This is a genomic window from Streptomyces sp. A012304 (assembly GCF_026008495.1).
Lineage (GTDB): Bacteria > Actinomycetota > Actinomycetes > Streptomycetales > Streptomycetaceae > Streptomyces.
Genome location: NZ_BQUN01000182.1, coordinates 158,386 through 180,311 on the forward strand (window position 1 = coordinate 158,386; position 21,926 = coordinate 180,311).

The 21,926-nt window shown below is 69.3% G+C and carries 18 protein-coding genes; 11 read left to right on the top strand and 7 right to left on the bottom strand.

What is annotated here, in order from left to right; genetic code table 11:
• Positions 1 to 51: 51 nt before the first annotated feature.
• Positions 52 to 435, bottom strand: a complete 384-nt coding sequence (locus ALMP_RS36620; protein ID WP_264936213.1) for a hypothetical protein — start codon at positions 433 to 435, stop codon at positions 52 to 54.
• 294 nt (positions 436 to 729) lie between these two features.
• Here ALMP_RS36620 and ALMP_RS36625 point away from each other — a divergent pair, with 294 nt between their 5' ends.
• Complete coding sequence (locus ALMP_RS36625) at positions 730 to 1,569, top strand: endonuclease/exonuclease/phosphatase family protein (RefSeq protein WP_264936216.1); 840 nt, start codon at positions 730 to 732, stop codon at positions 1,567 to 1,569.
• A gap of 3 nt (positions 1,570 to 1,572) precedes the next feature.
• On the opposite strand, the gene ALMP_RS36630 is transcribed toward ALMP_RS36625, so the two are convergent.
• The gene (locus ALMP_RS36630) at positions 1,573 to 2,154 is read right to left on the bottom strand and encodes a TetR/AcrR family transcriptional regulator (protein ID WP_264936219.1); all 582 of its coding nucleotides are present in this window, start codon (positions 2,152 to 2,154) and stop codon (positions 1,573 to 1,575) included.
• A gap of 157 nt (positions 2,155 to 2,311) precedes the next feature.
• Entirely contained in the window at positions 2,312 to 3,193 is an 882-nt protein-coding gene (locus ALMP_RS36635) for an NAD(P)-dependent oxidoreductase (RefSeq protein ID WP_264936221.1), read from the bottom strand.
• Positions 3,194 to 3,289: 96 nt separating this feature from the next.
• On the opposite strand from ALMP_RS36635, the gene ALMP_RS36640 reads away from it, so the two are divergent.
• Complete coding sequence (locus tag ALMP_RS36640) at positions 3,290 to 3,652, top strand: helix-turn-helix domain-containing protein (RefSeq protein WP_264936223.1); 363 nt, start codon at positions 3,290 to 3,292, stop codon at positions 3,650 to 3,652.
• Positions 3,653 to 3,761: 109 nt separating this feature from the next.
• Here ALMP_RS36640 and ALMP_RS36645 read toward each other — a convergent pair whose 3' ends face one another.
• Together ALMP_RS36645 and ALMP_RS36650 are read right to left on the bottom strand one after the other, a co-directional pair.
• Positions 3,762 to 4,565 carry a DUF6585 family protein gene (locus ALMP_RS36645; RefSeq protein WP_264936226.1) on the bottom strand — a complete coding sequence of 268 codons (804 nt, stop codon included), beginning with the start codon at positions 4,563 to 4,565 and terminating at the stop codon, positions 3,762 to 3,764.
• Positions 4,566 to 4,609: 44 nt separating this feature from the next.
• Positions 4,610 to 5,713: a M20 family metallopeptidase gene (locus tag ALMP_RS36650; RefSeq protein ID WP_264936228.1), complete on the bottom strand. Its 1,104-nt coding sequence runs from the start codon at positions 5,711 to 5,713 to the stop codon at positions 4,610 to 4,612.
• A gap of 264 nt (positions 5,714 to 5,977) precedes the next feature.
• On the opposite strand from ALMP_RS36650, the gene ALMP_RS36655 reads away from it, so the two are divergent.
• Positions 5,978 to 6,862: a LysR family transcriptional regulator gene (locus ALMP_RS36655; protein ID WP_264936231.1), complete on the top strand. Its 885-nt coding sequence runs from the start codon at positions 5,978 to 5,980 to the stop codon at positions 6,860 to 6,862.
• A gap of 164 nt (positions 6,863 to 7,026) precedes the next feature.
• Entirely contained in the window at positions 7,027 to 7,578 is a 552-nt protein-coding gene (locus tag ALMP_RS36660; RefSeq protein ID WP_264936233.1) for a GNAT family N-acetyltransferase, read from the top strand.
• Positions 7,579 to 7,678: 100 nt separating this feature from the next.
• Here the strand turns inward: ALMP_RS36660 and ALMP_RS36665 are convergent, their stop codons facing one another.
• Positions 7,679 to 8,923, bottom strand: a complete 1,245-nt coding sequence (locus ALMP_RS36665; protein WP_264936236.1) for an FAD-binding oxidoreductase — start codon at positions 8,921 to 8,923, stop codon at positions 7,679 to 7,681.
• Positions 8,924 to 9,270: 347 nt separating this feature from the next.
• On the opposite strand from ALMP_RS36665, the gene ALMP_RS36670 reads away from it, so the two are divergent.
• A complete protein-coding gene (locus ALMP_RS36670; RefSeq protein ID WP_264936238.1) occupies positions 9,271 to 10,401 on the top strand; it encodes a class I SAM-dependent methyltransferase in 1,131 nt (376 codons plus the stop codon).
• Positions 10,402 to 10,485: 84 nt separating this feature from the next.
• Here the strand turns inward: ALMP_RS36670 and ALMP_RS36675 are convergent, their stop codons facing one another.
• Positions 10,486 to 13,176 (bottom strand): cellulosome protein, encoded by a 2,691-nt coding sequence (locus ALMP_RS36675; protein ID WP_264936240.1) that lies wholly within the window; start codon positions 13,174 to 13,176, stop codon positions 10,486 to 10,488.
• Positions 13,177 to 13,709: 533 nt separating this feature from the next.
• On the opposite strand from ALMP_RS36675, the gene ALMP_RS36680 reads away from it, so the two are divergent.
• The 6 genes from ALMP_RS36680 (at position 13,710) to ALMP_RS36705 (ending at position 21,777) form a co-directional block, all read left to right on the top strand.
• Positions 13,710 to 14,768: a LacI family DNA-binding transcriptional regulator gene (locus ALMP_RS36680; protein WP_264936243.1), complete on the top strand. Its 1,059-nt coding sequence runs from the start codon at positions 13,710 to 13,712 to the stop codon at positions 14,766 to 14,768.
• A gap of 208 nt (positions 14,769 to 14,976) precedes the next feature.
• Positions 14,977 to 16,218, top strand: coding sequence for an extracellular solute-binding protein (locus ALMP_RS36685; protein WP_264936245.1), 1,242 nt, complete (start codon positions 14,977 to 14,979; stop codon positions 16,216 to 16,218).
• Between the two features lie 31 nt (positions 16,219 to 16,249).
• The gene (locus ALMP_RS36690; protein ID WP_264936247.1) at positions 16,250 to 17,236 is read left to right on the top strand and encodes a carbohydrate ABC transporter permease; all 987 of its coding nucleotides are present in this window, start codon (positions 16,250 to 16,252) and stop codon (positions 17,234 to 17,236) included.
• Positions 17,233 to 18,063 (top strand): carbohydrate ABC transporter permease, encoded by an 831-nt coding sequence (locus tag ALMP_RS36695; RefSeq protein WP_264936249.1) that lies wholly within the window; start codon positions 17,233 to 17,235, stop codon positions 18,061 to 18,063. Before ALMP_RS36690 ends, ALMP_RS36695 begins: the two co-directional genes overlap by 4 nt.
• Positions 18,064 to 18,112: 49 nt before the next feature.
• Positions 18,113 to 19,849 carry a trehalase family glycosidase gene (locus ALMP_RS36700; protein ID WP_264936251.1) on the top strand — a complete coding sequence of 579 codons (1,737 nt, stop codon included), beginning with the start codon at positions 18,113 to 18,115 and terminating at the stop codon, positions 19,847 to 19,849.
• A 137-nt stretch (positions 19,850 to 19,986) separates the two neighbouring features.
• The gene (locus ALMP_RS36705; protein WP_264936253.1) at positions 19,987 to 21,777 is read left to right on the top strand and encodes an RICIN domain-containing protein; all 1,791 of its coding nucleotides are present in this window, start codon (positions 19,987 to 19,989) and stop codon (positions 21,775 to 21,777) included.
• Positions 21,778 to 21,926 lie beyond the last annotated feature (149 nt).

Genomic DNA, 21,926 nt, shown 5'->3' on the forward strand with positions numbered 1-21,926 from the left:
GTGCGAGAGCGGGGGACGCGCCGTGCCTGCGTCCCCCGAAGCGACTTGCTGTCAGCAGGGACGCAGGCCGTAGTAGCCGGGGTTGAGGTCGAAGTCGGAGCTGGTGTACACGGCGGAGGCCGGTACCCAGCCCGTGGCGCCGTGGTCGTCACCGACGGTCTTGTACCAGGTGTGGTTGCCGCCCGAGTGCAGCTCACCGGATCTCCAGCAGATGAACCAGCTGTAGGTGGTGCGCAGGGTGTCGACCTGCCAACTGTCGGTGATGTACGGGGCGCTGCGTACGGACGTCGGCGCCGCGTTCTGGCAACGCAGCAGTCCGTCGGAGAACACGCCGCATATCTTCATCTCGGACGCGTGGGCGGCGCCCGGGTGGGCCAGGACGACGGCGGCCGCCGCCGTGGCGGCGGTTGCGGCGATGGTTCGGCGGATGGACAACGACGACTCCTCGGTGCTCGCCTGACGGGACCGGGGGAAGCGGCCGGCCCGCCCCGGCCGTCGCGGCAGACGACGGGCCTGTTCGAACGCGTCGATGCCACACCCCCGGCAAGAGCCTAAGGCCTTCGAAAGCGCGACGGGCCGAATGCATGCGCGAGCCCTCAGGAACGGTGGGCGCCCCCGTGGCAGGCCCCGGGCGAGATCCGGCACAGCGCGTGTGTCCGTTCACAGCTCCGTCCCATAACCTCATGGGTGCAGACGTCAGATGCCGTGTGTGTCCACGCTGGGGAGGCGATGGTGTTCGGAAGGGGAGCGTGGCTGCTCGCAGGTGCCGTGATCGTGCTCTGCGTGGTGCTCGTCGGCCCCAGCACACCGGGCGATGCCCTCCTCGGCAGGCCACTGCCCGCCGAAGCCGTCAGGGATGTCGTACCGAACCGGGTCATGACGTGGAACCTTTGCAACCCGTGCGAGGACAGCAACGCCGACCGGGCGGCGGAGATCGCCACATACGCCCCCCAGGTCATCGGCCTGCAAGAAGCGTGCGTGAGTGACGTCGCGAGGATCCGGGACTATCTGAAGAACCGTCACGGTCTGGTCTACCACGTCGAGTACGGAGGGGTTCTTCGCAATTGGGGCCGCTGTGGGGGAGCGCCATGGAACCCGGGGGCCTACGGCCAGGCGATCCTCTCGGCGGCGCCCATGACAGACCCCGTCAACGTGGAGTACCCCGAGGGCGGATCCGAAGACCGCGGGTACATGGCAGTCACCACCACCGTGGGCGGCCGGCCCGTCCGCGTTTTCAACACACACCTCGCCGAACGACGTCAAGAGGCGGTCCGAGCGGACCAGACCCGCGTACTGGCCGCGGAGGCGGCCCGGCACGACCGCGCGATCCTTCTCGGCGACTTCAACGCCGTGCCCCAGGCCGCCGAACTCAGCCGGATATGGGCACTGGCCGCGGATACGGACCCCCAGTGCCACCCCTCGCTCATGGGCACCTGCAAGCCGACCACCGACTGGCAGAGCAAGTTCGACTACATATTCCTGCGCGGCATCACCCCGCTCGAGCACCGTGTGCACCCGAGCCGGTACTCGGACCACCACCTGCTGTACGCCGACCTGGACCGGACCTAGGGGTCAGTGCCGCCCCGGGGCCCCCGTGCGCAAGCCGTCCATGACGATGTCCAGCAGCCGGGTGACCGGGGCGTGCCAGTCGCCGCTGATGTCGATCTGCCAGAGGCCGGCGATGGCACGGAGGAAGTCGTCGGCGGTCACTCCCGGGCGGATGGTGCCGGCCTCGTGGTTCGCTTCGAGCAGCGATTCGATCGACCCGAACACCAGCGAGTATCCCGACGGCTCCGGCCCTCCCGTCGCGCCGGCCGCCTGGCGCAGCGCTTCGGCCAGCCCGGTCTTGGCCATGATGAAGCGGGCGAGGCGGTCCATCCAGGTGCGAAGGGCCTGATCGGGCTCCATGGTCCTCAGCAACTCGGCCGCACTGTCCGTGAGTTGCTGCACTTCATGGCGGTACGCCTCCAGAACGAGCGCCTCGCGGTTGGGGAAGTTGCGATAGAGCGTGCCCTGCCCGACGCCCGCCTTCCTTGCGATCGCGCTCAACGGTACGTCCGCGGAACGTGACAGTTCGACCAGTGCCACCTCCAGGATGCGCTCCCGGTTGCGCTGCGCGTCCGACCGCTGAGGCCCTCCGGTCCTTGACTCCACAGCTCCTCCTCCCGGGCTCGCGTCCGAAGCCCTTGCCCTACCGGACAGTAGTCCGCTACGTTTCCCCACCGTGCCGGACTGCTGTCCGCTTACGCCTTCACCCTAGCGAGCGAAACCGTTCGGCGTCATGGGCCGATGGCTCGTGCCACCGGGCCCGTCAGCGCACGAGCAGGTCGATCACACCCGTCAGGTCCTCCTCACCGCTGCCTTCGGCCAGGCGGCGGCGCATCAGCTCGAAGTAGGGGCTGATCAGCTGCGGGCTGACCCCCTGCTGCTCCGCGGTGCTCAGGAAAGTCGGCACGCCGGCCACCTGCATGGCGAGGTTGGAGACGACGTCCTTGGTGTAGTCGCCGCTCCGCAGTTGGTCGGCCGTCAGGTGCACCGACGGGGCCATCGCGATGAGCCAGTCGGCGAGCAGTGGGGCCAGTGACGTGGGGTCGATGTTCTCCTTGCGGATGAGGGCGAAGGCGTGTGCGGCGCCGGCGAACATTCCGTACATGGCGCTGAGCAGGGCCACGTCGTGCAGGGCGGCGAAGCCGGCGTCCTGGCCGACATAGGTGGTGCCGACCGGTACGGCCAGCGTCTCCTGGTGTTGCCGGAACAGCTCCTGCGAGCCGCTGTAGAAGACGTAGCCACCGGCCTGTGGGACACCGATCATCGGTGGGACAGCCATGATTCCGCCGTCCAGGTACCGGGCCCCGCGCTCGCGGGCCCACTGGGCGCGGGCGCGGGCCTGGGCGGGGGTGCTGGTGGTGAGGTTGACGAGGTCCTTGCCGGTGAGGTCGGTGCCGGCCAGGGTCTCGTCGACCGAGGCGTCGTCCAGCAGGCAGACGACGACCAGGGTGTTCGCCGCGACGGCCTCGGCGGCGCTGTCCGCGGCCTGCGCTCCTTCCGCGCGGAGCGCCGCGGCGCGGGCCGGGGTGCGGTTCCAGACGGTGAGCGGGTGACCGGCGCGGAGCCAGGTGCGGGCCAGCGCGGTGCCCATCGCGCCGAGGCCCAGCAGCGTGACGGGAGTTTTCTCAACTGCGTTCTGTGTCATGCCGATTAGGCTGGTCACCGGTACGGGAGTGATCAAGTACGCACTTCGCGGTGGGTGGTTACCCCGGGGTGAGTGAGCACGTCAGAAGGGTGGGGCATGACGACGCTGAACCGGCCGGGCACACCGGAGGGACACGTCTGCGGGATCGACACCGCGATGGAGGTGATCGGCGGCAAGTGGAAGGTGCTGATCCTGTGGGCGCTCCACGAGCACCCCTGCCGCCGTTTCGGTCAGCTGCGCCGGCTGCTTCCGGGTATCACCGAGAAGGTGCTGGCCTCGCACCTGCGCGAGATGGAGGCGGACGGCATCGTCAACCGCGTCTCCTACGAGGAGGTGCCGCCCCGCGTGGAGTACTCGCTGACCGAGGACGGCAGGCGCCTCAACGAGGCACTCCAGCCGCTGGCCGACTGGGGACGCGAGCGACCGGCCGCACGAGAGACGGCGGAGGGGGCGGACTAGGATCTGGGCAGGCTCTGCCGAGACCGCTCTCCAGACATACGTACATCCAAGTAGCCGCCCCGGCGACCATCGCTCCGTCACGCATGGCCACTGCCACGCGGCGTGCGGATCACCCGCCCTGGAGATTCGAGGCGACGGTCAGGAACACGAGGAGGTTCGGCACGGTCTTGACCTGGGCCTGCGCCCACGCTCTGACCTGTCCGTGCTCTCGGACGACCACGAGACCCTCACGGACGTCGATCGCCTCGACGGCCGACCAGGGCAGTGTCCCTCTGCGTTTGTCGGCGATACCGCCGGCGTCCAGTTCGAACGGGCCGTAAGCCGCCTTCTGCCCGTCCCGGACCGCCTCCCACACCCGCTGGGCCTGGGCGCGGGCGATGGCCTCGGCGATCAGCGGCACCCAGGTCCCGTAGTCGGCGAAGAAGTCGGAGATCTGGACGCTGGTGCCGTCAGGCGCCACCAGGGTGGAGGTGTGCGCGCTCTTGAAAGGGGTCTTCGTGCCCTTGTAATTGATCACTTCCTGGACTGTTTCCTGGTAGTGGACCGCCTGGTCCCAGCGGACTGCGAACAGCCGCCCGGCGCCCGTGTCCAGGAGCAGACCCTCCTCGAAGAGGTACAGGCGGTGACTGCCGAGTTTCTTCCGGAAGTTCGGGCTGTTGAACAGGGCACCGATGGCCAGGACGGCGACCCACAGGGGGAACAACGCGAGCGCCCAGGACACGAAGATCCACAGCAGCACGCCTCCGGTCGCCAGGATGGCGATGGCGCTCACAGCGGCGGCCATGAACAGGCGCCGGTTCTCCTCCTTCACGTTGACCTCCTTCCTCGGCAGGAAGGTGCGTTCGAGTCGGCCGAAGCCGTTGCGGAGAGCCAGTCGGGTCACTTCGGGGGACGGGGAACCTGCCACGCTCATACAGCGGCCTCTGCTTCGTGTCGGAGCGGCTCGTCAAGGCCGCTTCAGCCAGTCGTGTGTTCGATGAGTCGAGCGAGCAGACGGGCGCGAGGGACCATCCACGCGATCTCGACGTACTCGGTGTCCGCGTGCGCGCCGGCGCCCACGGCGCCCAGGCCGTCCAGCGTCGGACAGCCCACCGCCGCGGTGTAGTTGCCGTCCGAGGCGCCACCGACGGCGATCCCCCGCAGTGGCTCCTGGCCCAGTTCAGCGGCGAGCCGGGAGGCGAGGGCGAACAGTGCGGCGGAGGACTCCGGTTCCATGGGCGGCCGTTGTCTGCCGCCCAGCACCTCCAGTCGGGCTCCGGGCGTCCGGGCGGTGAGGCCTCGCATGAGCTGGTCGACCCGCTCCTGCGCCGCCGACGTCGGCACCCGCACGTCCACCGACACCCGCGCCAGCGCCGGCACGGTGTTGCGGGCGCTACCGGCCGACAACAGGGTGGGCGTGACGGTCGCGGAGCCCAGGACGGACCGGGTGCCGCCGATGTCACCCATCGAGGCCCCGAGACCGGCGACGGACAGCACCTGGTGAGCGGCCTCGACCGCGGCGTTGACCCCCTTGTGCGGTTCCTGACCCGCGTGCGCGGCTTTGCCGCGCACCACGACCTCGTAGCGCGAAGTGCCCTTCCGGGCGGTCTTGAGCGCACCCTCCTCGTCCGCGGCCGCCTCCAGTACGAGGGCGGCCGCGCATCCCCGCGCCGACTCCTCGATCAGCTCCCGGGAGGTCACGGAGCCGACTTCCTCGTCCCCGTTGATCAAAACGCACACCCCGTCCGGGGAGGGCAGGGAGGCCAGCGCATGGAACATCTGCACCAGGCCCGCCTTCATGTCCAGGACCCCGGGGCCGCGGGCGATCCCGTCGGACACCGACCAGGGGTGCTTCTGGAGCGAGCCCATCGGCCACACCGTGTCGTGGTGTCCCACCAGCAGGACCCGCGGGGTGCCGAAGATCCACCGCAGATGGGTCACCCCGTCGATCACGATCGTCTCCGGCCCGGCCCCCAGCAGCCTCCTCCCGAGGGCGCCGACCGCCTCCGCGCTGCGCGCCACCGCGGCGTGGTCGGCCGAGAAGGACTCACAGAGCACGAGTTCCTCCAGATCGGCCAGCATCGCCGGCAACGAGAGCGCGGCCCCCCGGGTCACCGGTCCCGCCCCATCTCGACTCCCTGTCGCAGTGCCACACTTCCCCCTCGGATCTCATGGGCCACGGGTGCGGCGGGGCCGTTCCCCCCCCCGCGCGGTCCCGCCGCGTGAACGACGTTAGGACGGGCTGAGACATTCCACCAGCGACTGGATCGCATGGGATCTATGCACCCATGGAATGGGTCATGGAAGATGGCCAGGCCCGGAGGAAGACCTTGGAGGGGAAGCGACGTGTTCGAGATCGACGCGCTGCGGCTGCTCGTGGCCGTGGCCGAGACCGGATCGTTCACGAAGGCGGCGGTCCGGCTCAACTACACGCAGTCCGCGGTGTCCCGGCGGATCGCCGCGTTGGAACAGCAGGCGGGCGGGCCGCTGTTCGAGCGGCTCCCGCGGGGTGTACGGCTCAATCCCGCGGGGCGTGCGCTGCATCGGCACGCCGTGGAGGTGCTCGATCGGCTGGCCCGAGCGGAGCGGGAGCTGACCGCGCTGCACGCGGGGGAGGGCGGGTTGCTGCACATGGGCGCGTTCGCCACCGCCAACATCTCGCTGGTGCCCACCGCCCTGCGGGCGCTCCAGCACGCCAGACCGGACGTCGAGGTCGTCGCGGTCGAGGGCTGGACCGACACACTGATGGAGCGCCTCGCGGACGGGGCGCTGGACCTCGCCGTCGTCAGCGACTATCCGTCCGGTCTGCCGTCGGCCGACGGGGTCACGACGACCGTGCTGTGCGAGGACGAGCTGTTCGTGGCTCTCCCGCGCGGGCACCGCCTGGCCGGAGCCGGGACGGTCGACCTGTCCGAACTGCACGACGAGGCATGGCTTCACAGCGCGTACGGCGACCGGCCCACGATGCTCGCGGATGCCTGCGCACGAGCGGGCTTCGCCCCCAGAAAGATCATTCGGATCGCGGAATGGACCGCGAAGTTCGGCTACGCGGCAGCCGGGTTGGGAGTTGCGCTGGTCCCCTCGCTCGCCGCCCGGGCGGTCCCCGACGAACTCGTCCTGTGCCGCCTCACCGACCCGGCACTGCGCCGGACCGTCCATGTGGCACTGCCTGATGCCCCGCTGCCGGCGGCACTGAAACTCCGGGACCTGCTGCGCGACGCGGTCGACTGAGCCGTCTCCGTGCAAGGGCTCGCCCCACCGTGAACGCTCAGGGCCGGCCCAGTTGCACGCAGAACGACCGCCGGTATCCGCCACCGCCCACCATCGCGCACGCTCTGTGATCTGATGCCCTCCATCTGGTCGAGTTGCAAGGAAGTGACGGGACGTGATTACGCATGAGTCGGGAGTCGGTGACCCTGCACCGGATCGTCATGGAGGACTGGCCTGCCGTTCACTCGTGGGCGCGCCTCGCGGAGGTGTGCCGCCACCAGTCGTGGGGCCCGAACACGCAGGACGAGACACGGCACTTCGTGGAGGGCGCGGTCAGGGCCTGGTCGGCCGACCCCCGACGCCGGTTCCCCCACGTCGCACGCATCGGTCGCGAGGTGGTGGGCATGGGAGAACTGCATGTGCGCAGTGACAGCAGGCGGCAGGGCGAGATCACCTATGTCGTGCATCCACGGGTCTGGGGGCGCGGCGTCGGGACGGAGATCGGACGGCAGCTTCTCGCGCTCGGCTTCGGCGAGTTGGGACTCCATCGGGTCTTCGCCACGTGCGACCCGCGGAATCGCGGCTCGGCCCGTGTGCTGACCAAGATCGGCATGACACAGGAAGGGCGCCTGCGTCACACCCACTTGATCCGTGACGGCTGGAGGGACTCCCTGGTCTTCAGCATCCTGGAGGACGAATGGCGCCCCGCCGCGCCCAACGCCGCGCGGGCTGAGTGATCGCGGGCACCCCATGTCGCCCGTGCGGCCGCGAGGGCGCAGACGCCGCCCAGCCACAGAAGGTCGCGGCAGCCGGTCATGTTACAGAAGACTCCGTCTGCTACTGCTCACCCAGAGTGGTGGCGCTCTGGTCGACCTCGACGTCGGAGCGCCGTACGCCGATGAAACGTGTGGGCCTGAACGACCGGAGGAGGGCCTGCTCCTGATCGGTGGTGATCTCGGCCGAGGCCAGCCGTCCCAGGATCGGCGCCAGGGTGACCCCGCTGTGCGACACGAGGCAGTAGACGCGGGACTGCCCCGAGGCGTAGCCGGCGACGGTGTGCCCGTCCGCGGGCAGTGACCGGAAGCCGACGCGCAGGTCGATCTCCGGTACATGACCGGGGCCCGTCAGCAGTGCGGAGAACCGCCGAGCGATGGTCCGTGCAAGGTCCCCGTCCGCGGACGGAGGAGCTGCCGGATCGACCTGCGCATTGAGATCAAGAGCTTGCAGGACGGTCTGCCCGCCGGCCGCAGGGCGGAGGTTGAGGCCAGGGCTGTGGATCACACAGCGCAGATCGAGTTCCGGGGACCTGGCGTACCCGAGCAGGCCGACGGTCTGCGATCCGCGACCGGTGTCCGTCACCATGGGAACGGTGATGCCGGTCCGCGCGGCGAGCCGTTGGGTCCAGCGGCCTGCCGCCAGGACGACCCGATCGCCATTGAGGACTTCGCCTCCGGCCAGGGTGACGGACACTCCGCAGGGCCTGTCGTCGATGGCCACGACCTCTCCGAGCGCCAACCTGGCTCCGTGCTGCTCGGCGTCTGCCAGAAGGTTCTCCACGAAGACTTCCGGCAGGACGTATCCCTCGCTGGGGAAGGACGCGATGGACGTGATGGTCTCCGGAATCCGCAGGTCGCCCGCGATCCGCGTTGCCTCCTCGCGGGTGACCCAGTGCGCGGGGTAGCCGAGTGACCGCAGGCGTTCCACGTTGCCGGCGAGCCATTGTTCGCTCGAGACGTCCGCCCACTGCAGCGCTCCGCTGGGGAAGTACGACGGCGCGCCAGGCAGTTGCTCCGCGAGCCTGCTGTGCTCCTCCATCCCCGCGAGGTTCAGTCTGTGGTAGTCCGGGTCCAGCTTCCGGCTCGAGTTGGTCCAGGCGAAGGTTGTCGCGGTGGTGCCGGTGCCGGCTCCCCACTGATCCAGCAGGACAACTTCCTCGCCGGCGACGGCAAGCTGCCGCGCGACGCTCAACCCCAGCACGCCGGCACCGATGATGATGACCTTCATTGTCTGTGCATTCCCTTCTGCCGACGCACACGAACGAGGGCCCGCCCGCCGATGAAGTCGGTTCAGCAGCTGGGCCATGCCCATACCGGTCTGTGGTTCCCCGCCCCCACCGGATCCCGCTTGACCTGCTCCCACTCCACCGCCGTCAGGCGGAGGTACTCCCCGATACCGCTCATGCGCCGTCCGGGCCGGTGTGTTTGGAATCCGAGCAGCACCTGTGCGAGCCTGCTGGCACTCCTCCGAAAGGGCTGACCCTGATGCTCGGCATGGTTGTCTGGGACGTCCGCTCTCGCGCTTCGACGCGAGGGCGGTAGCGGCCACCTGCCTCAACGCACACGTCTGTCCGATGGGCAGGCGTGGGTTCAGCCTGCTCCCCGTCGAAGTGCTCTTCGTGCCCCTGCACGTTCGACCACGAGGAGTACGTGGTGTCCACCATCCACTGGACCACAGGCGACACCCGACAGTCCGCCCGCTGGCATTCCGAGAGCGCCGCCCCCCTTCCGCGGCGGACCGTAGTCGCCGACGACCGGACGAAGGCCGACGACGCCTACCGCCAGGCGTGTGAGGGAACGGCCCTGCTCTGGCAAGGCGACTTCCACAACGCCCGGCAACTGCTGCGGGCGATGGGCCGCCGCGTCGACCGCAGAACGCCCAGGCCCGGCACCTCCCTGAGCGAGTCCTTCCACCTGCACCGACGCAGCAGCAGTCACCGTGCCCGTGTGCTCGGAAAGCTCCTGGTGCTGCTGGACGACGACTACACCCTGGCGTCGCGCCGGGCTCCCGACGTCCGCCAGGCCTGTCTGGAAGCCTACGGCCCCCCACAGGGACCAACGGCGGTCTCTCTCCGGGAACTGCTGGGAGTGATCGGCGCTCACCAGTGGCGCTCGAAAGGGGTCGACGTGCCGGCGCTCGGCACTCGCATCCACCCCCACTACGGCGTGTTCGCGCCGGTCAGAGACGAGTACGTCGACCTGGTCGCCCATACGCCCCTGCCGCCGGCGGCCCGGCGCAGTCCCGCCACCAGTACGGCGTTCGATCTCGGCACGGGCACCGGTGTCCTCGCCGCGGTCCTGGCCCGCCGCGGAATCAACCGCGTCATGGCCACCGACATCAGCCCACGCGCCCTGGCCTGCGCCAGGGAGAACGCCCACCGGCTCGCACTGACCGACCGTATCGAGGTGTCGGGTCCCGGCCTGTTCCCCGAAGGCCGCGCCGACCTCATCGTCTGTAACCCGCCCTGGCTCCCCGCCCGTCCCACCAGCCCCATCGAGCAAGGCGTCTACGACCCGGACAGCACCATGCTCCACGGCTTCCTCAACGGACTGTCCCGCCATCTCCGGCCAGGTGGCGAGGGCTGGCTCATCCTGTCCGACCTGGCAGAGCACCTCGGCCTGCGGACACGTCAGCAACTGCTGGACGCCATCCAGGCAGCACACCTCCGCGTCATGGACAAGATCGACACCAAGCCCCGCCACCCACGCACCAAGGACGCCACCGACCCACTCCACGCAGCACGAAGCGCCGAGACCACATCCCTCTGGCGTCTGACAGCATGACCGGCACCCCGATCACGCAACGGCATCGCGCCTCCCAGTCCGGGGTGGCCGGCGAACCACCGGCCACTCCGGGATGCCCGGGGGTTACCTGTGGGCGAGCGGTGTGACCGCGACCCGGTCGATGACCGGTGCGTACGGCGACCGCTGGTCGTACTGGTTGTGGGTGTCGCCGTCGAAGTCGGGCAGCTCCTCCGCGGTGAAGGTGAGCCGGTTGGTGCCCTTCTTCAGGGTGACTGGGACGGTCAGGTCCCAGAAGTTGTTGAAGTGGAAGGTCGTCGGGAAGAGGATGCGCCGGGCCGGTCCGCCGTTGATGGAGAGGTCGGCGTGGCGGGCGATCGGGTCGGGGTTGTAGTGGGTGGCGGGGGCCTGTTCGGCGTTGGAGTAACGGATCGTCAGCGCGTGGCGGCCGGAGCGCTCGGCGGTGACGTCGAGGGTGAGCGAGTTGGCCTTCCCGTCGCCGATGTCCGTGACCGCTTTCCCGCCGGAGGCGAAGGTGTAGGCGTCGGTCACCTTGGCGGCGCCGCTGACCGAGGCGTCCTCGGCCTGGTAAACCGTCGGCACAAGGGTGCCGCGGGACGGCGCGACGCGCAGACGGTCGAGGAGCAGGGCGCCCGAAGTGCCGGTGAGGGTGAGCTTGTTGACGCCGCCGGACAGGAACAGCCGGACCTCGTCCGTGCCCTTCTTTCCGCCTCCTGCCTTGGGCACGTCCAGCCTGTCGCCGTTGAGGGAGAGGCGCGCCCGGCCACCGCCGAGGTGGTCGACGGAGACGGTCGCCTCGCCGTCGGTGGCCGCGTACACCCAGAAGGTCGCGGAGGCGTCCTTGGCCAGCGGTACCGTGCCGGGGCCGGACGCGCCGGGGCGGGTGTAGTCGGGCCGGGCTCCGGAGAGCGTGGCGTACTCGGCCTCGTAGATCGCCGGCGCGGTCACGTGCTCGTCGCGCAGGGACAGGTCGATCTTGTCGATGATCGCGTCGCCCTTGGTGACGCCCAGGTCCGGGTCCTGCGCGGAGAGCGTGATCCGGTGCTTGCCCGCGGTCAGCTGCACCGTCGTGTCGGTGTGACCCCATACCACCCACTTGTAGCCGAGCGGCAGCCGCAGCTCCTGCGGGTCCTTCCCGTCGACGCGCAGGAAGACGTTGGTCGGGCCCTGTTCCTTCACCAGGTCGTACAGGTTGTAGGAGTTGGCGAAGACGCTCAGGTCGTAGGTGCCGTCCTGCGGGACCTCGACGTCGAAGGCGAGCACTCCGTCGGAGCCGGTGCGCAGGCCGCCGACGTTGTACCTGCCCGAGGTGGCGAACTTCCCCACCTGGGACGGCGATCCCTCGGGCCCGTTCTTGGAATAGCCCCTGCCGGTGTAGGTGGCGTTCTCCGCCTCGTAGGTCTTGCGCCAGCCGACGGAGGGATCGGCGGGAGCGCCGTCGTTGCCGCCGGGGGAGAGGATGACCTGGTACGCCGACATCTCGTTCATGCCGGTCATCGGGAGGGTGACGGTCCCGTCCGCGCCGACCTCGACGTCCTGGTCCGCGAGCCGCAGCGGCTGGGCGGAGTCGCCGACCTGGCCGGTCCAGGGGATCTCCTGCACCGTGGCGTGGACCGTCGTCCCGAAGAGTTCGGGGTCGATGTTCTTGAAGACGATGTCCGCGTCACCGCTCTTCCCGCCGAAGATGGCCCGGGACTGCTTCTTGTCCGCGTCGAGGGTGGCGACGCCCTGGAGGGTGTACTGCTGGTTGGGGTGCGGGGCGGTCACCTGGACGGTGTGCCCGGTCATCTGGCCGTAGGCGTTGAACAGCCACCACTGGCCGTTGCCCTTGTTGGCCTCCACGGCGGAGTCGTTGAGGTTGCCGTCGATGTTCCAGTACGCCAGATCGGCGTCGATCTTGGACTCCTCGATGGCGGAGACCCACTGGATCACCTGGCCGGGCACGGACAGGTGGTAGTTGTGGCCGTACTCGTTCACGTTGATCGGCAGCGGGCCGACGCCGACGTCCTTCTCCCACTGCCGGTACCTGGCGACGCTTGTACGGACCGCGGCGGGCGAGGACAGCTCGTGCCAGGTCATCACGTCCGGCACCACGTCGTTGGCCTTGGCGTACTCGAGGAAGCCCTTGACCTGGTCGTAGAGCACGCTGGTGTTGGGTCCGGCGATACGGGCGCCCGGGTCGAGGTCCTTGATGAGGTGGTAGACCTCCTTCCAGGCCGCGAAGTAGTACTGGGGATCCTTGAGCCAGGAGATCTTGTTGTAGCTCCACTCGCCCGTGCCGAACATGTTCCCTTCGGGTTCGTTGAAGGGCACATAGACGACGTGGTCCTTGTAGTCGCCCATGGTCAGGACCTGTCGGACCTGCTTCTTGATCTTCGTCTTGAAGTCGGCGAGCCGCGCCGGACCGTCGGCGCCGGGCCACTGGTAGGGGAAGCCCCGGTAGATGTCGGTCATGTAGATGTAGACGTCCTTGCCGCCGGAGTCCACGAACGGCGGCAGGACCTCCAGCGCGTCCGCTCCGGGGTGCTGGGGTCCGTCCTGCGCCTTCGTCGACACCGTGCGGACGTGCATGCCCTCCAGGAGATTGCGGCTGGGCACTCCGTCGCCGTAGATGCCGTACAGCGAGCCGGAGGCGCCGCCGTGGAAGGGGCCGGTGTCGGTGCCGAGGTCCACGACGAGCTGTTCCGGCTCCGCCGCCCCGGCCGTGCCGGTGGTGGTGGCCAGCATGGTGGCGAGGACCGCGACGGCCGCTGTCGCGGCGCCTGCTCCTGTTGTTCTGCTTCTCCTGCGTCGCACTGAAGTCTCCGTGTCGTCCGTGAGGGCACAAGAGGGGGTTGGCACGGCGGTCGCGACCACCGATCGAACCGGTTCGACGCAAAGAGGAGTGCACCTGGCCCGCCACCACGAGGAGGTGTCTCGAATGCGGGCTGGTGCTATGGCGATGCGTCGAACCGGTTCGCCGGAAGTTAGCACCGGCGTAGCGACCCAGCAATACTCTCGACGCGAAACGCTCTGCCGGCGCGGACGGCCGCGAGGCGCCCGACGGGTGGCGAAGAGGTCGCTTTCCCCCTGGTGAATGCGACGGATGCGCAAGGTGGGAGCGGTCGCGGTCCGCGCCTACGGGTTCACGCTGTGTTCCAGGAAGTGTGCGCGAGGCATTGACACCCGTGCGGTCAACTCCTACGTTCCCTTCACGCGAACCGGTTCGACACCCGGATCGCGACCCCGGTCGCAGTCCTTGCGTCCGTCCGGTCCGAACGGTTCCCGCCGGAAGAGGCGAACCGGTTCGGTGAGGCACACGCAGTCGGTGAAGTCGATGGAGGAGTCCCGTGAACATCGGTGAGATCGCCCGGCGGGCCGGTGTCTCGCGGAGCACCGTCTCGTACGCGCTGAGCGGCAAGCGTCCGGTGTCGGACGAGACCCGGGAGAAGATCCAGCGGGTCATCGACGACCTGGGCTACCGGCCGAACGCGAGTGCCCGCGCGCTGGCCAACGGCCGGACCAGCACCATCGGTCTGGTCTTCCCGCCGGCCGGGGACCACTACACCGGCATGCAGCTCGACTTCATCGGCAGCGTGGTGGAGGCCGCCGCCACCTATGACTACGACGTACTGCTCTCGCCGAGCGGCGTGGACAGCGACCGCTCGTTCCAGCGACTGCTGGGTGAGCGGCGCGTCGACGGCGCCATCCTCATGGAGATCAGGCTCCAGGACGACCGCGTCGACCACCTCCTGGCCGAGGATTTCCCCGCCGTCTGCATCGGCCGCACCGCGCGGCCGGAGGGTGACTGGTGGGTCGGCCTGGACCACACCGCGCTGGCGGCGGCCTGTGTCCACCACCTCGCCGACCTGGGCCACCGAAGGATCGCCTTCGTCAATCGGCCCGAACGGCTCCTGCGGGCCGGGTACGAGTCCGCCCACCGGGGGCTCGACGGCTTCACCAAAGCCGCCGCGGAGCGCGGGCTCACCGTCCGCACGTACACCTGCGCGGACGACGCACCCTCGGGCCAGGCCTGCCTGGAGCGGATCCTCCATGACGACCCCGCCACCACGGCCCTCGTCACGCTGAACGAGGCCGCGCTCGGAGGCCTCTACCGGGGGCTCGCCCACGCGGGCCGCCATGTGCCGCGCGACTTCTCCGTCACCGGCGTCGTGGCCTCGCGCTGGGCGGAGACGGTGACTCCGCAGCTCACGGCGGCCGACGTACCCGCGGCACAGATGGGCCGCCTCGCCGTGGAACTGCTCGTCGAGCGGCTCGACCACCCGGACGCGCCGCCGCGCCACCACCTGCTCGCCCCGCCGATATCCCTTCGTGGCAGCACCGGCCCCGTCGGCGCCGGCCGGCCTACGGACACGTACAGGTCCGCTGAATCCGACTCCACCGCCTGACCGGTCGCCTTCCGCATCCCCTCCACCCGAGGATCCTGCGCTCCTTCCTCGTCTCCCGCCCCGTCAACCGTCCGACCGGCTGCTCCACGACTCCGCGACGCCGTTCGTCCGGGCCCTGCCCCTGCCTCTGTCTCCACTTGCCTGGCATGTCCATGCCTGAAACCCGTATGGCTGAAACCTTCATGGCTGAAACCCAGAGGAACGCCCCATGAACAGATTCCCCAGACGCCGTCTCGCCGCCGCGGCCATGACCGTCGTCGCCCTCACCGCCGCCACCGCATGCTCCTCCGACGCCGGCACCACGTCCGCCAAGGCGGCGGACGGCGGCACGTACACCATCTGGGACCCGTACCCGCAGTTCGACAAGGGCTCGGACTGGGCGAAGCTGCTGGACGGCTGCGGCAGCGAGGCAGGGGTCAAGATCAAGCGGACGGCCTTCGACACCAGCGACCTGACCAACAAGGCGCTGCTGGCGGCGCAGCAGGACAACTCCCCGGACGTCCTCATCCTCGACAACCCGGTGGTGTCGACGCTCGCCGAGGCGGGCGTGCTCACCACGACCGAGGAGAACAAGGTCGACACCTCGAAGGTGGATTCCAACCTGCTCGCGGCCGGCCAGTCGGGCGGCAAGACCTATGGCACGCCCATCGGCGCCAACACCCTCGCTCTCTACTACAACAAGGACGTGCTGAAGAAGGCCGGTGTCGATGTCGCCTCGGTCAAGGACTGGACGTCGCTGACCGCTGCGCTGGCGAAGGTGAAGCAGGCCGGCAAGAAGGGCATCACGTTCTCCGCGATCGGCACGGAGGAAGGCAGCTTCCAGTTCCTGCCGTGGTTCTGGGGCTCGGGAGCGAAGCTCACCGAACTCGACTCCGCTCAGGGAGTCTCGGCGCTGTCCCTGTGGAGCGACTGGCTGAAGAAGGGCTACGCCCCGAACTCGGTCATCAACAACACCCAGACCACCAGCTGGCAGGAGTTCGCGAGCGGCGACTACGCCTTCGCGGAGAACGGCACCTGGCAGCTGGCCAATGCCGAGAAGGCGGGCTTCGACTACGGTGTGCTGCCCATCCCCGCGTCCGACGGCGGCAACGCGGCGGCCCCGACCGGCGGTGAGTTCGTCACCGTCCCGGTCCAGGGTGACACCGCCCGCTACGCCACCACGCGGAAGCTGGTGTCCTGCCTGACCAGCACCGACAACCTCAACGCCACCGACACCACCCTGTCCTATGTGGCCCCCACGAGCGAGGTCCAGGACAAGCAGGTCGCGGCGAACGCCGCGCTGAAGCCGTGGGTCGAGGCGGTCAAGGCGGCCAAGGGACGCACCAGCGACGACCTGGGCACCAAGTACCCGAAGATCTCCGAGCAGATGTGGAAGGCCGTGCAGTCCGCCCTCAGCGGATCGCAGTCGCCGAAGGACGCGCTCACCGCGGCGCAGAACGCCGTCAAGTAAACCGCCGGGCAACCGCATTCGGGACTCCTTGATGAACCGCACCACCCATCTGCCGGACCGGCGGCCGGTGCGCGACCGGAACGGGGCGGCCACCGCCGCCCCGCCCCCGGCCCGCGCCTCCCACCGGCGACGCCGTCCCACCACACAGCAGTGGGCCGCCTGGGCCTTCCTCACCCCGGTGACCCTGTACCTCGTCCTCTTCTACGCCTATCCGCTCTACCGCAACGTCGATCTGAGCCTGCGCGACTACACGGTCCGCTCCTTCGTCCAGGGCGACGCGCCGTTCACCGGACTGGAGAACTACCTGAAGGTGTTCGACGATCCGACCTTCGGTCCGGCGCTCACCCACACGGTGGTGTTCACCGTCGTGTGCCTGGCCTTCCAGTACGCCATCGGCCTGGCCCTCGCGGTCTTCTTCCACCAGCACTTCCGCCTCTCCGCGACGCTGCGGGCCCTGTTCCTCGTGCCGTGGCTGCTGCCGCTGATCGTGTCGGCCTCGACCTGGTCGTGGATGCTCAACAGCGACTCCGGCATCGTCAACGCGGCTCTGCACGCCGTCGGCGTCGGTCCGGTGAACTGGCTGACGTCACCGGAGTGGTCGCTGGCGTCGGTGATCGTCGCGAACGTCTGGATCGGCGTCCCGTTCAACCTGGTCGTGCTCTACAGCGGCCTGCAGTCCATCCCGCACAGCCTCCATGAAGCGGCCGCCCTCGACGGCGCGAGTGCCTGGCGGCGCTTCTGGAGCATCACCTTCCCGCTGCTGCGCCCGGTGTCCGCGATCACCCTGTTGCTGGGGCTGGTCTACACGCTCAAGGTCTTCGACATCATCTGGATCATGACCAAGGGCGGTCCGGCGGACTCGTCCACCACCTTCGCCACCTGGTCCTACCGGCTCGGCTTCGGCAACCTGCTGCCCGCCTTCGGCCCCGGCGCGGCCGTCGGGAACCTGCTCGTCGTCGCCGCGCTGGTGTTCGGCCTGGTGTATCTGAGGGTCCAGCGAAAGCAGGCACTGGCATGAACTACCCGCATCGGCGCCGCCGTACGGGGTGGAAGACCGTCGTCGGCCTGGCACTGACCGCCGTCATGCTCTTTCCGGTCTACTGGATGCTCAACGTGTCCTTCACCCGCGACCAGGACATGCGCAAGAGCCCGCCGGACCTGTTTCCCGTCCACGGCACGCTGGAGGGCTACCGCGCCGTCCTGGACCAGCAGTTGCCCTACCTCGGCACGAGCCTGGTCGTCGGCTTGGGCACGGTCGTGCTGACCGTGGCGCTGGCCGCGCCCGCCGGCTACGCGCTGGCGAAACTCCGCCCGCGCGGCGGGGGCCTGCTCAGCTTCCTGCTCCTGGTCGCCCAGATGATCCCCGGCATCATCATGGCGATGGGCTTCTACGCCATCTACCTCCAGCTCGGTTTGCTCCAGTCCGTGCCCGGTCTGATCGTCGCGGACTCCACCCTGGCCGTTCCTTTCGCGGTCCTGATCTTCACCGCGTTCATGTCCGGCATCCCCGGTGAACTGCTTCAGGCCGCGCAGATGGACGGAGCCGGGCCCCTGCGCACCTTCCGGTCCGTGGTGCTGCCGATGAGCCGCAACGCGATCGTCACGGTGTCGCTGTTCGCGTTCCTGTGGTCGTGGTCCGACTTCGTCTTCGCGAGCACCCTCGCCAACGGCGGCGCCCACGAGCCGATCACCCTCGGCATCTACCACTACATCGGCAACAACAACCAGGAGTGGAACGCCATCATGGCCACCGCCGTCGTGGCCTCCCTGCCCGCCACGGTGATCCTCGTCCTCGCCCAGCGTTACGTCGCCGCCGGCGTGACGGCCGGAGCCGTCAAGGACTGACCACTTCATCACCGCCGGTGACCCCTGCTGAAGAAACGAGTACCACTTGATGACCGCCGCCCGATCCGGCCCGGCCTTCTCCCTCCACGACATCCCGTTCAGCACGTACGGATCCTGGTTCGGCATCTCTCCCGTGCTCGCGGAGAAGACACGCTCCGAGGACCTCCACCTCGTCTCGCACCAGAACGGCATGCACGCGATCCTGCGTTTCACGCCCCTCGACGCGACGACGGGCGACCGGGCCGCGACCCGCGTCGAGGCGACCCCCGGCCTGCTCACCTGGACCGGCGCGGGAGGGCGCATCGGCCTCGCCTACGCCGCACCGGACACCGTCCGCCTGCGCGGTGAGGGACTCGGCCTGCGCGTCACCGCGGCAGCCGACACGCTGACCCCTTTCACGGGCACCTACTTCTACCGCGACCCGGTGGACGGGGCGTACGTGTTCACCTCCTACGGGACCGGGCGCCGCTACCGGATCACCGTGCTGTCGGGCACGGTCGCCGAGGTGTCCGGCAGCCAGGCCCTCGGTACCGGAGAACGAGGCGTCACCGTCACCGCGGGCCCCGGCGGTGTCTGGGATGCGGCGATCGAGGAACTGGACAGCGCACGCCTGCCCTTCACGTCCTCGGAGACGTTCGACGCCGTCGTGGCGACCGCGGAGCAGGCCTTCACCGCGTTCGTCGACGCGGTGGCCCCCTGGCGCTCGTCCGGCACCCCGGCCGCCGAACTCGCCGCGTACGTCCTGTGGTCGGCGACGGTCCGCCCGGCGGCCCTCGTCACCCGGCCAGCGGTGCTGATGTCCAAGCACTGGATGGACAAGGTCTGGAGCTGGGACCACTGCTTCAACGCCCTCGCCCTGGCGCCCGGGGCACCCGCCCTGGCCTGGGACCAGTTCTCCCTGCCGTTCGACCACCAGGACGAGACCGGCGCCCTGCCCGACTCGGTGACCCACTCCGAGGTCCTCTACAACTTCGTCAAACCACCCATCCACGGCTGGACCCTGTCCCACCTGCGCCGAAGACTCCCCGAACCCCTCAGCCGGACCGAACTCGCCGAGATCTACGGCAGGTTGGCACGGTGGACGAACTTCTGGCTCACCGCCCGCCGTGCCCCCGGCGCCGCCCTGCCCCACTACCAGCACGGCAACGACAGCGGCTGGGACAACGCCACGACGTTCGACCCCGAGCGCGTGGTCGTCACCGCCGACCTCGCCGCCTTCCTCGTACTCCAGCTCCGCGAACTCGCCCGACTGGCCACCGAACTGGACCTGCCCGACGAGGCCCGCCGCTGGACCCGTACCGCCGAGACCACCCAGACGGCGATGCTCGACGAGCTGTGGACGGGAGAGCGGTTCGTGGCCCGTGGCCTCGACACCGCCGCGACCTGGGACAGCTCCAGCCTGCTGGACCTGATGCCGATGGCACTGGGTGAGCACCTGCCCGAGCACATCGGCAAAACCCTGGCCGCCCGGATCGAGACCCACCTGACCCCGTACGGCCTGGCCACCGAACTCCCCACCTCCCCCCACTACCTCGCCGACGGCTACTGGCGCGGCCCGATCTGGGCGCCCGCCACCGTCCTCATCGAGGACGGCCTGCGCCGCGCCGGCCACCACCGCCTCGCCGACGAGATCAGCGCCCGCTTCCGCGCCCTGTGCGAAACCCACGGCTTCGCCGAGAACTTCGACGCCCTCACCGGCACCGGCCTGCGCGACCGCGCCTACACCTGGACGGCCAGCAGCTACCTTCTGCTGGCCGACGCACACGCGCACCGAGACAGCCGCTGACCGGCCGTCTCCCCACGGTCCCGAAAACGTTCCGACTCCGGCCATCCTCTTCCCGCTCACGTAGGAGCCGCAGCATGAAATCCCGCTGGACACCTTCCAGCCCCGCAACCCGCACCGGACGCCGAGCGACCTCGTCCGTGGCCGTCCTCCTGGCCGCCCTGGCCACGACCCTGGTGCCCGCCGGCCCGTCGCAGGCCGCGGACACCGGCGTCACCGTCGACTTCGCCTCCGCCGCAGGCGCCCCCAGCTACCGCGCCTCGGGCATGATCTACGGGCTGACCGCCGACGGGTCGCAGCCGCCGGACCACTTCTTCAGAGACATCAAGTGGCACTTCATGCGGGCCGGCGGCGCCCAGCTCAACGGTGGCGGCTACGCCACCAGCCTCGCCCACTACCAGACCCGCTGGAACGCCACCCTCGCCCAGTACAAGCGCACCAAGGCGCTCGGCGGTACGTTCGTCATCCTGCCGCACGACCTGTGGGGCGCCGACGGCACCACCAGCCAGGGCTTTCCCGGCGACAACGGCAACTGGACGCTGTTCGACAACTTCGTCAACCAGCTCATCTCCGACGTCAAGGCCAACAACATGACGGTGGAGTGGGACCTGTGGAACGAGCCGGATCTCAGTGGCTTCTGGGGCCGGTCCCAGAGCCAGTACCTGCAGATGTGGTCGCGGTTCCACGCCGCCGTGCGGGCCAACCTCCCCGGGCAGCTCATCGTCGGCCCCAGCACAGCCAACCCGCCCAACGCCTCCAACACCTGGTGGACCACCTTCCTGAACCACGTCAAGGCCAACAACGTCGCCCCCGACATCTACAGCTGGCATGCCATTCCACACGACCCCGTCACGGCCGTCAGCAACGCCAACTCGACCCTCGCCGCCGCGGGCCTGACCAACACCCGTCCGTACCAGATCAACGAGTACGCCGGGCGCGAGCAGCAGAACCCCGGTGGCGGCGGCTGGTTCATCAGCCGCCTGGAGCGGGCCGGCGCCGACGGCATGCGCGCCAACTGGGGAGGGGGCCCCAGCCTGCACGACTACGCGGCCAACCTGCTCACCAAGAACAGCTCCGGCCAGTACCTGCCGCTCGGCGAGTGGTTCCTCTACCGGTACTACGGCTCCCAGACCGGAAACATCGTGAACCTCACGCCCGGTACGAACACCGACGGGCTGGCGACGAAGGACAACTCCGCGCGCAACGCGAAGATCCTGCTGGGCAACAACGGCAACACCGGCAACGTCACCGTCGGCCTCAACCGCCTCGACACCACGTCGGTGGTGGAGAACGGCCGGGTGCGCGCGATAGTCCAGCGCATACCGAACAACGGCGGCGGCGCGGTGACGGGTCCGGTGACGGTCTCCGACCAGACGCTGACCGTGAGCGGCAACTCGGCTTCGGTGAGCGTGCCGTGGACGGACGCCGCCGACGGCTACACCGTCACCCTGCTGCCGCCGTCCAACACCACCGTGTCCACGGTCGCGGTGGCCCAGCACAGCGGTCAGTGCCTGGACGACACCAACCTCAGCACCGCCGACGGCACGCAGTACCAGCAGTACCACTGCGAGGGCGGCTACCAGCAGATGCTCGACTTCAAGCCGGTCGCCGGCCGGGCGAACACCTACACCATCGTGAATGAGCACAGCGGCAAGTGCCTGGACGTCTCGGGCGCTTCCACGGCCGACGGTGCCGCCGTCATCCAGTGGACCTGCAGCGGTACCACGAACCAGATGTTCACCCTCAAGCCCGTCACCGCGCTCGGCAACAGCAAGGACTACCAGTTGGTGGCCGTGCACAGCGGCAAGTGCGTGGACGTCAGCGGGGTCTCGGCCGAACCCCGCGCGCAGATCCACCAGTGGACCTGCGACCCGGCCAGCGCCCTGAACGACAAGAGGAACCAGATCTGGCGCCTCCAGGGCATGGGCTGATCCGTCCCTTACCCACGGGGCTCCCCGCCACTGGCAGGAGCCCCGTGGGTAGGCCTGTCGCGTCGGCAGAATGTGGCGTTCCGTGTCGCGCGGTAGCCGATCCGGTGGCGCCGACACCGAGACAGAGCTGCTCCTGCTGCCCGCCGTGG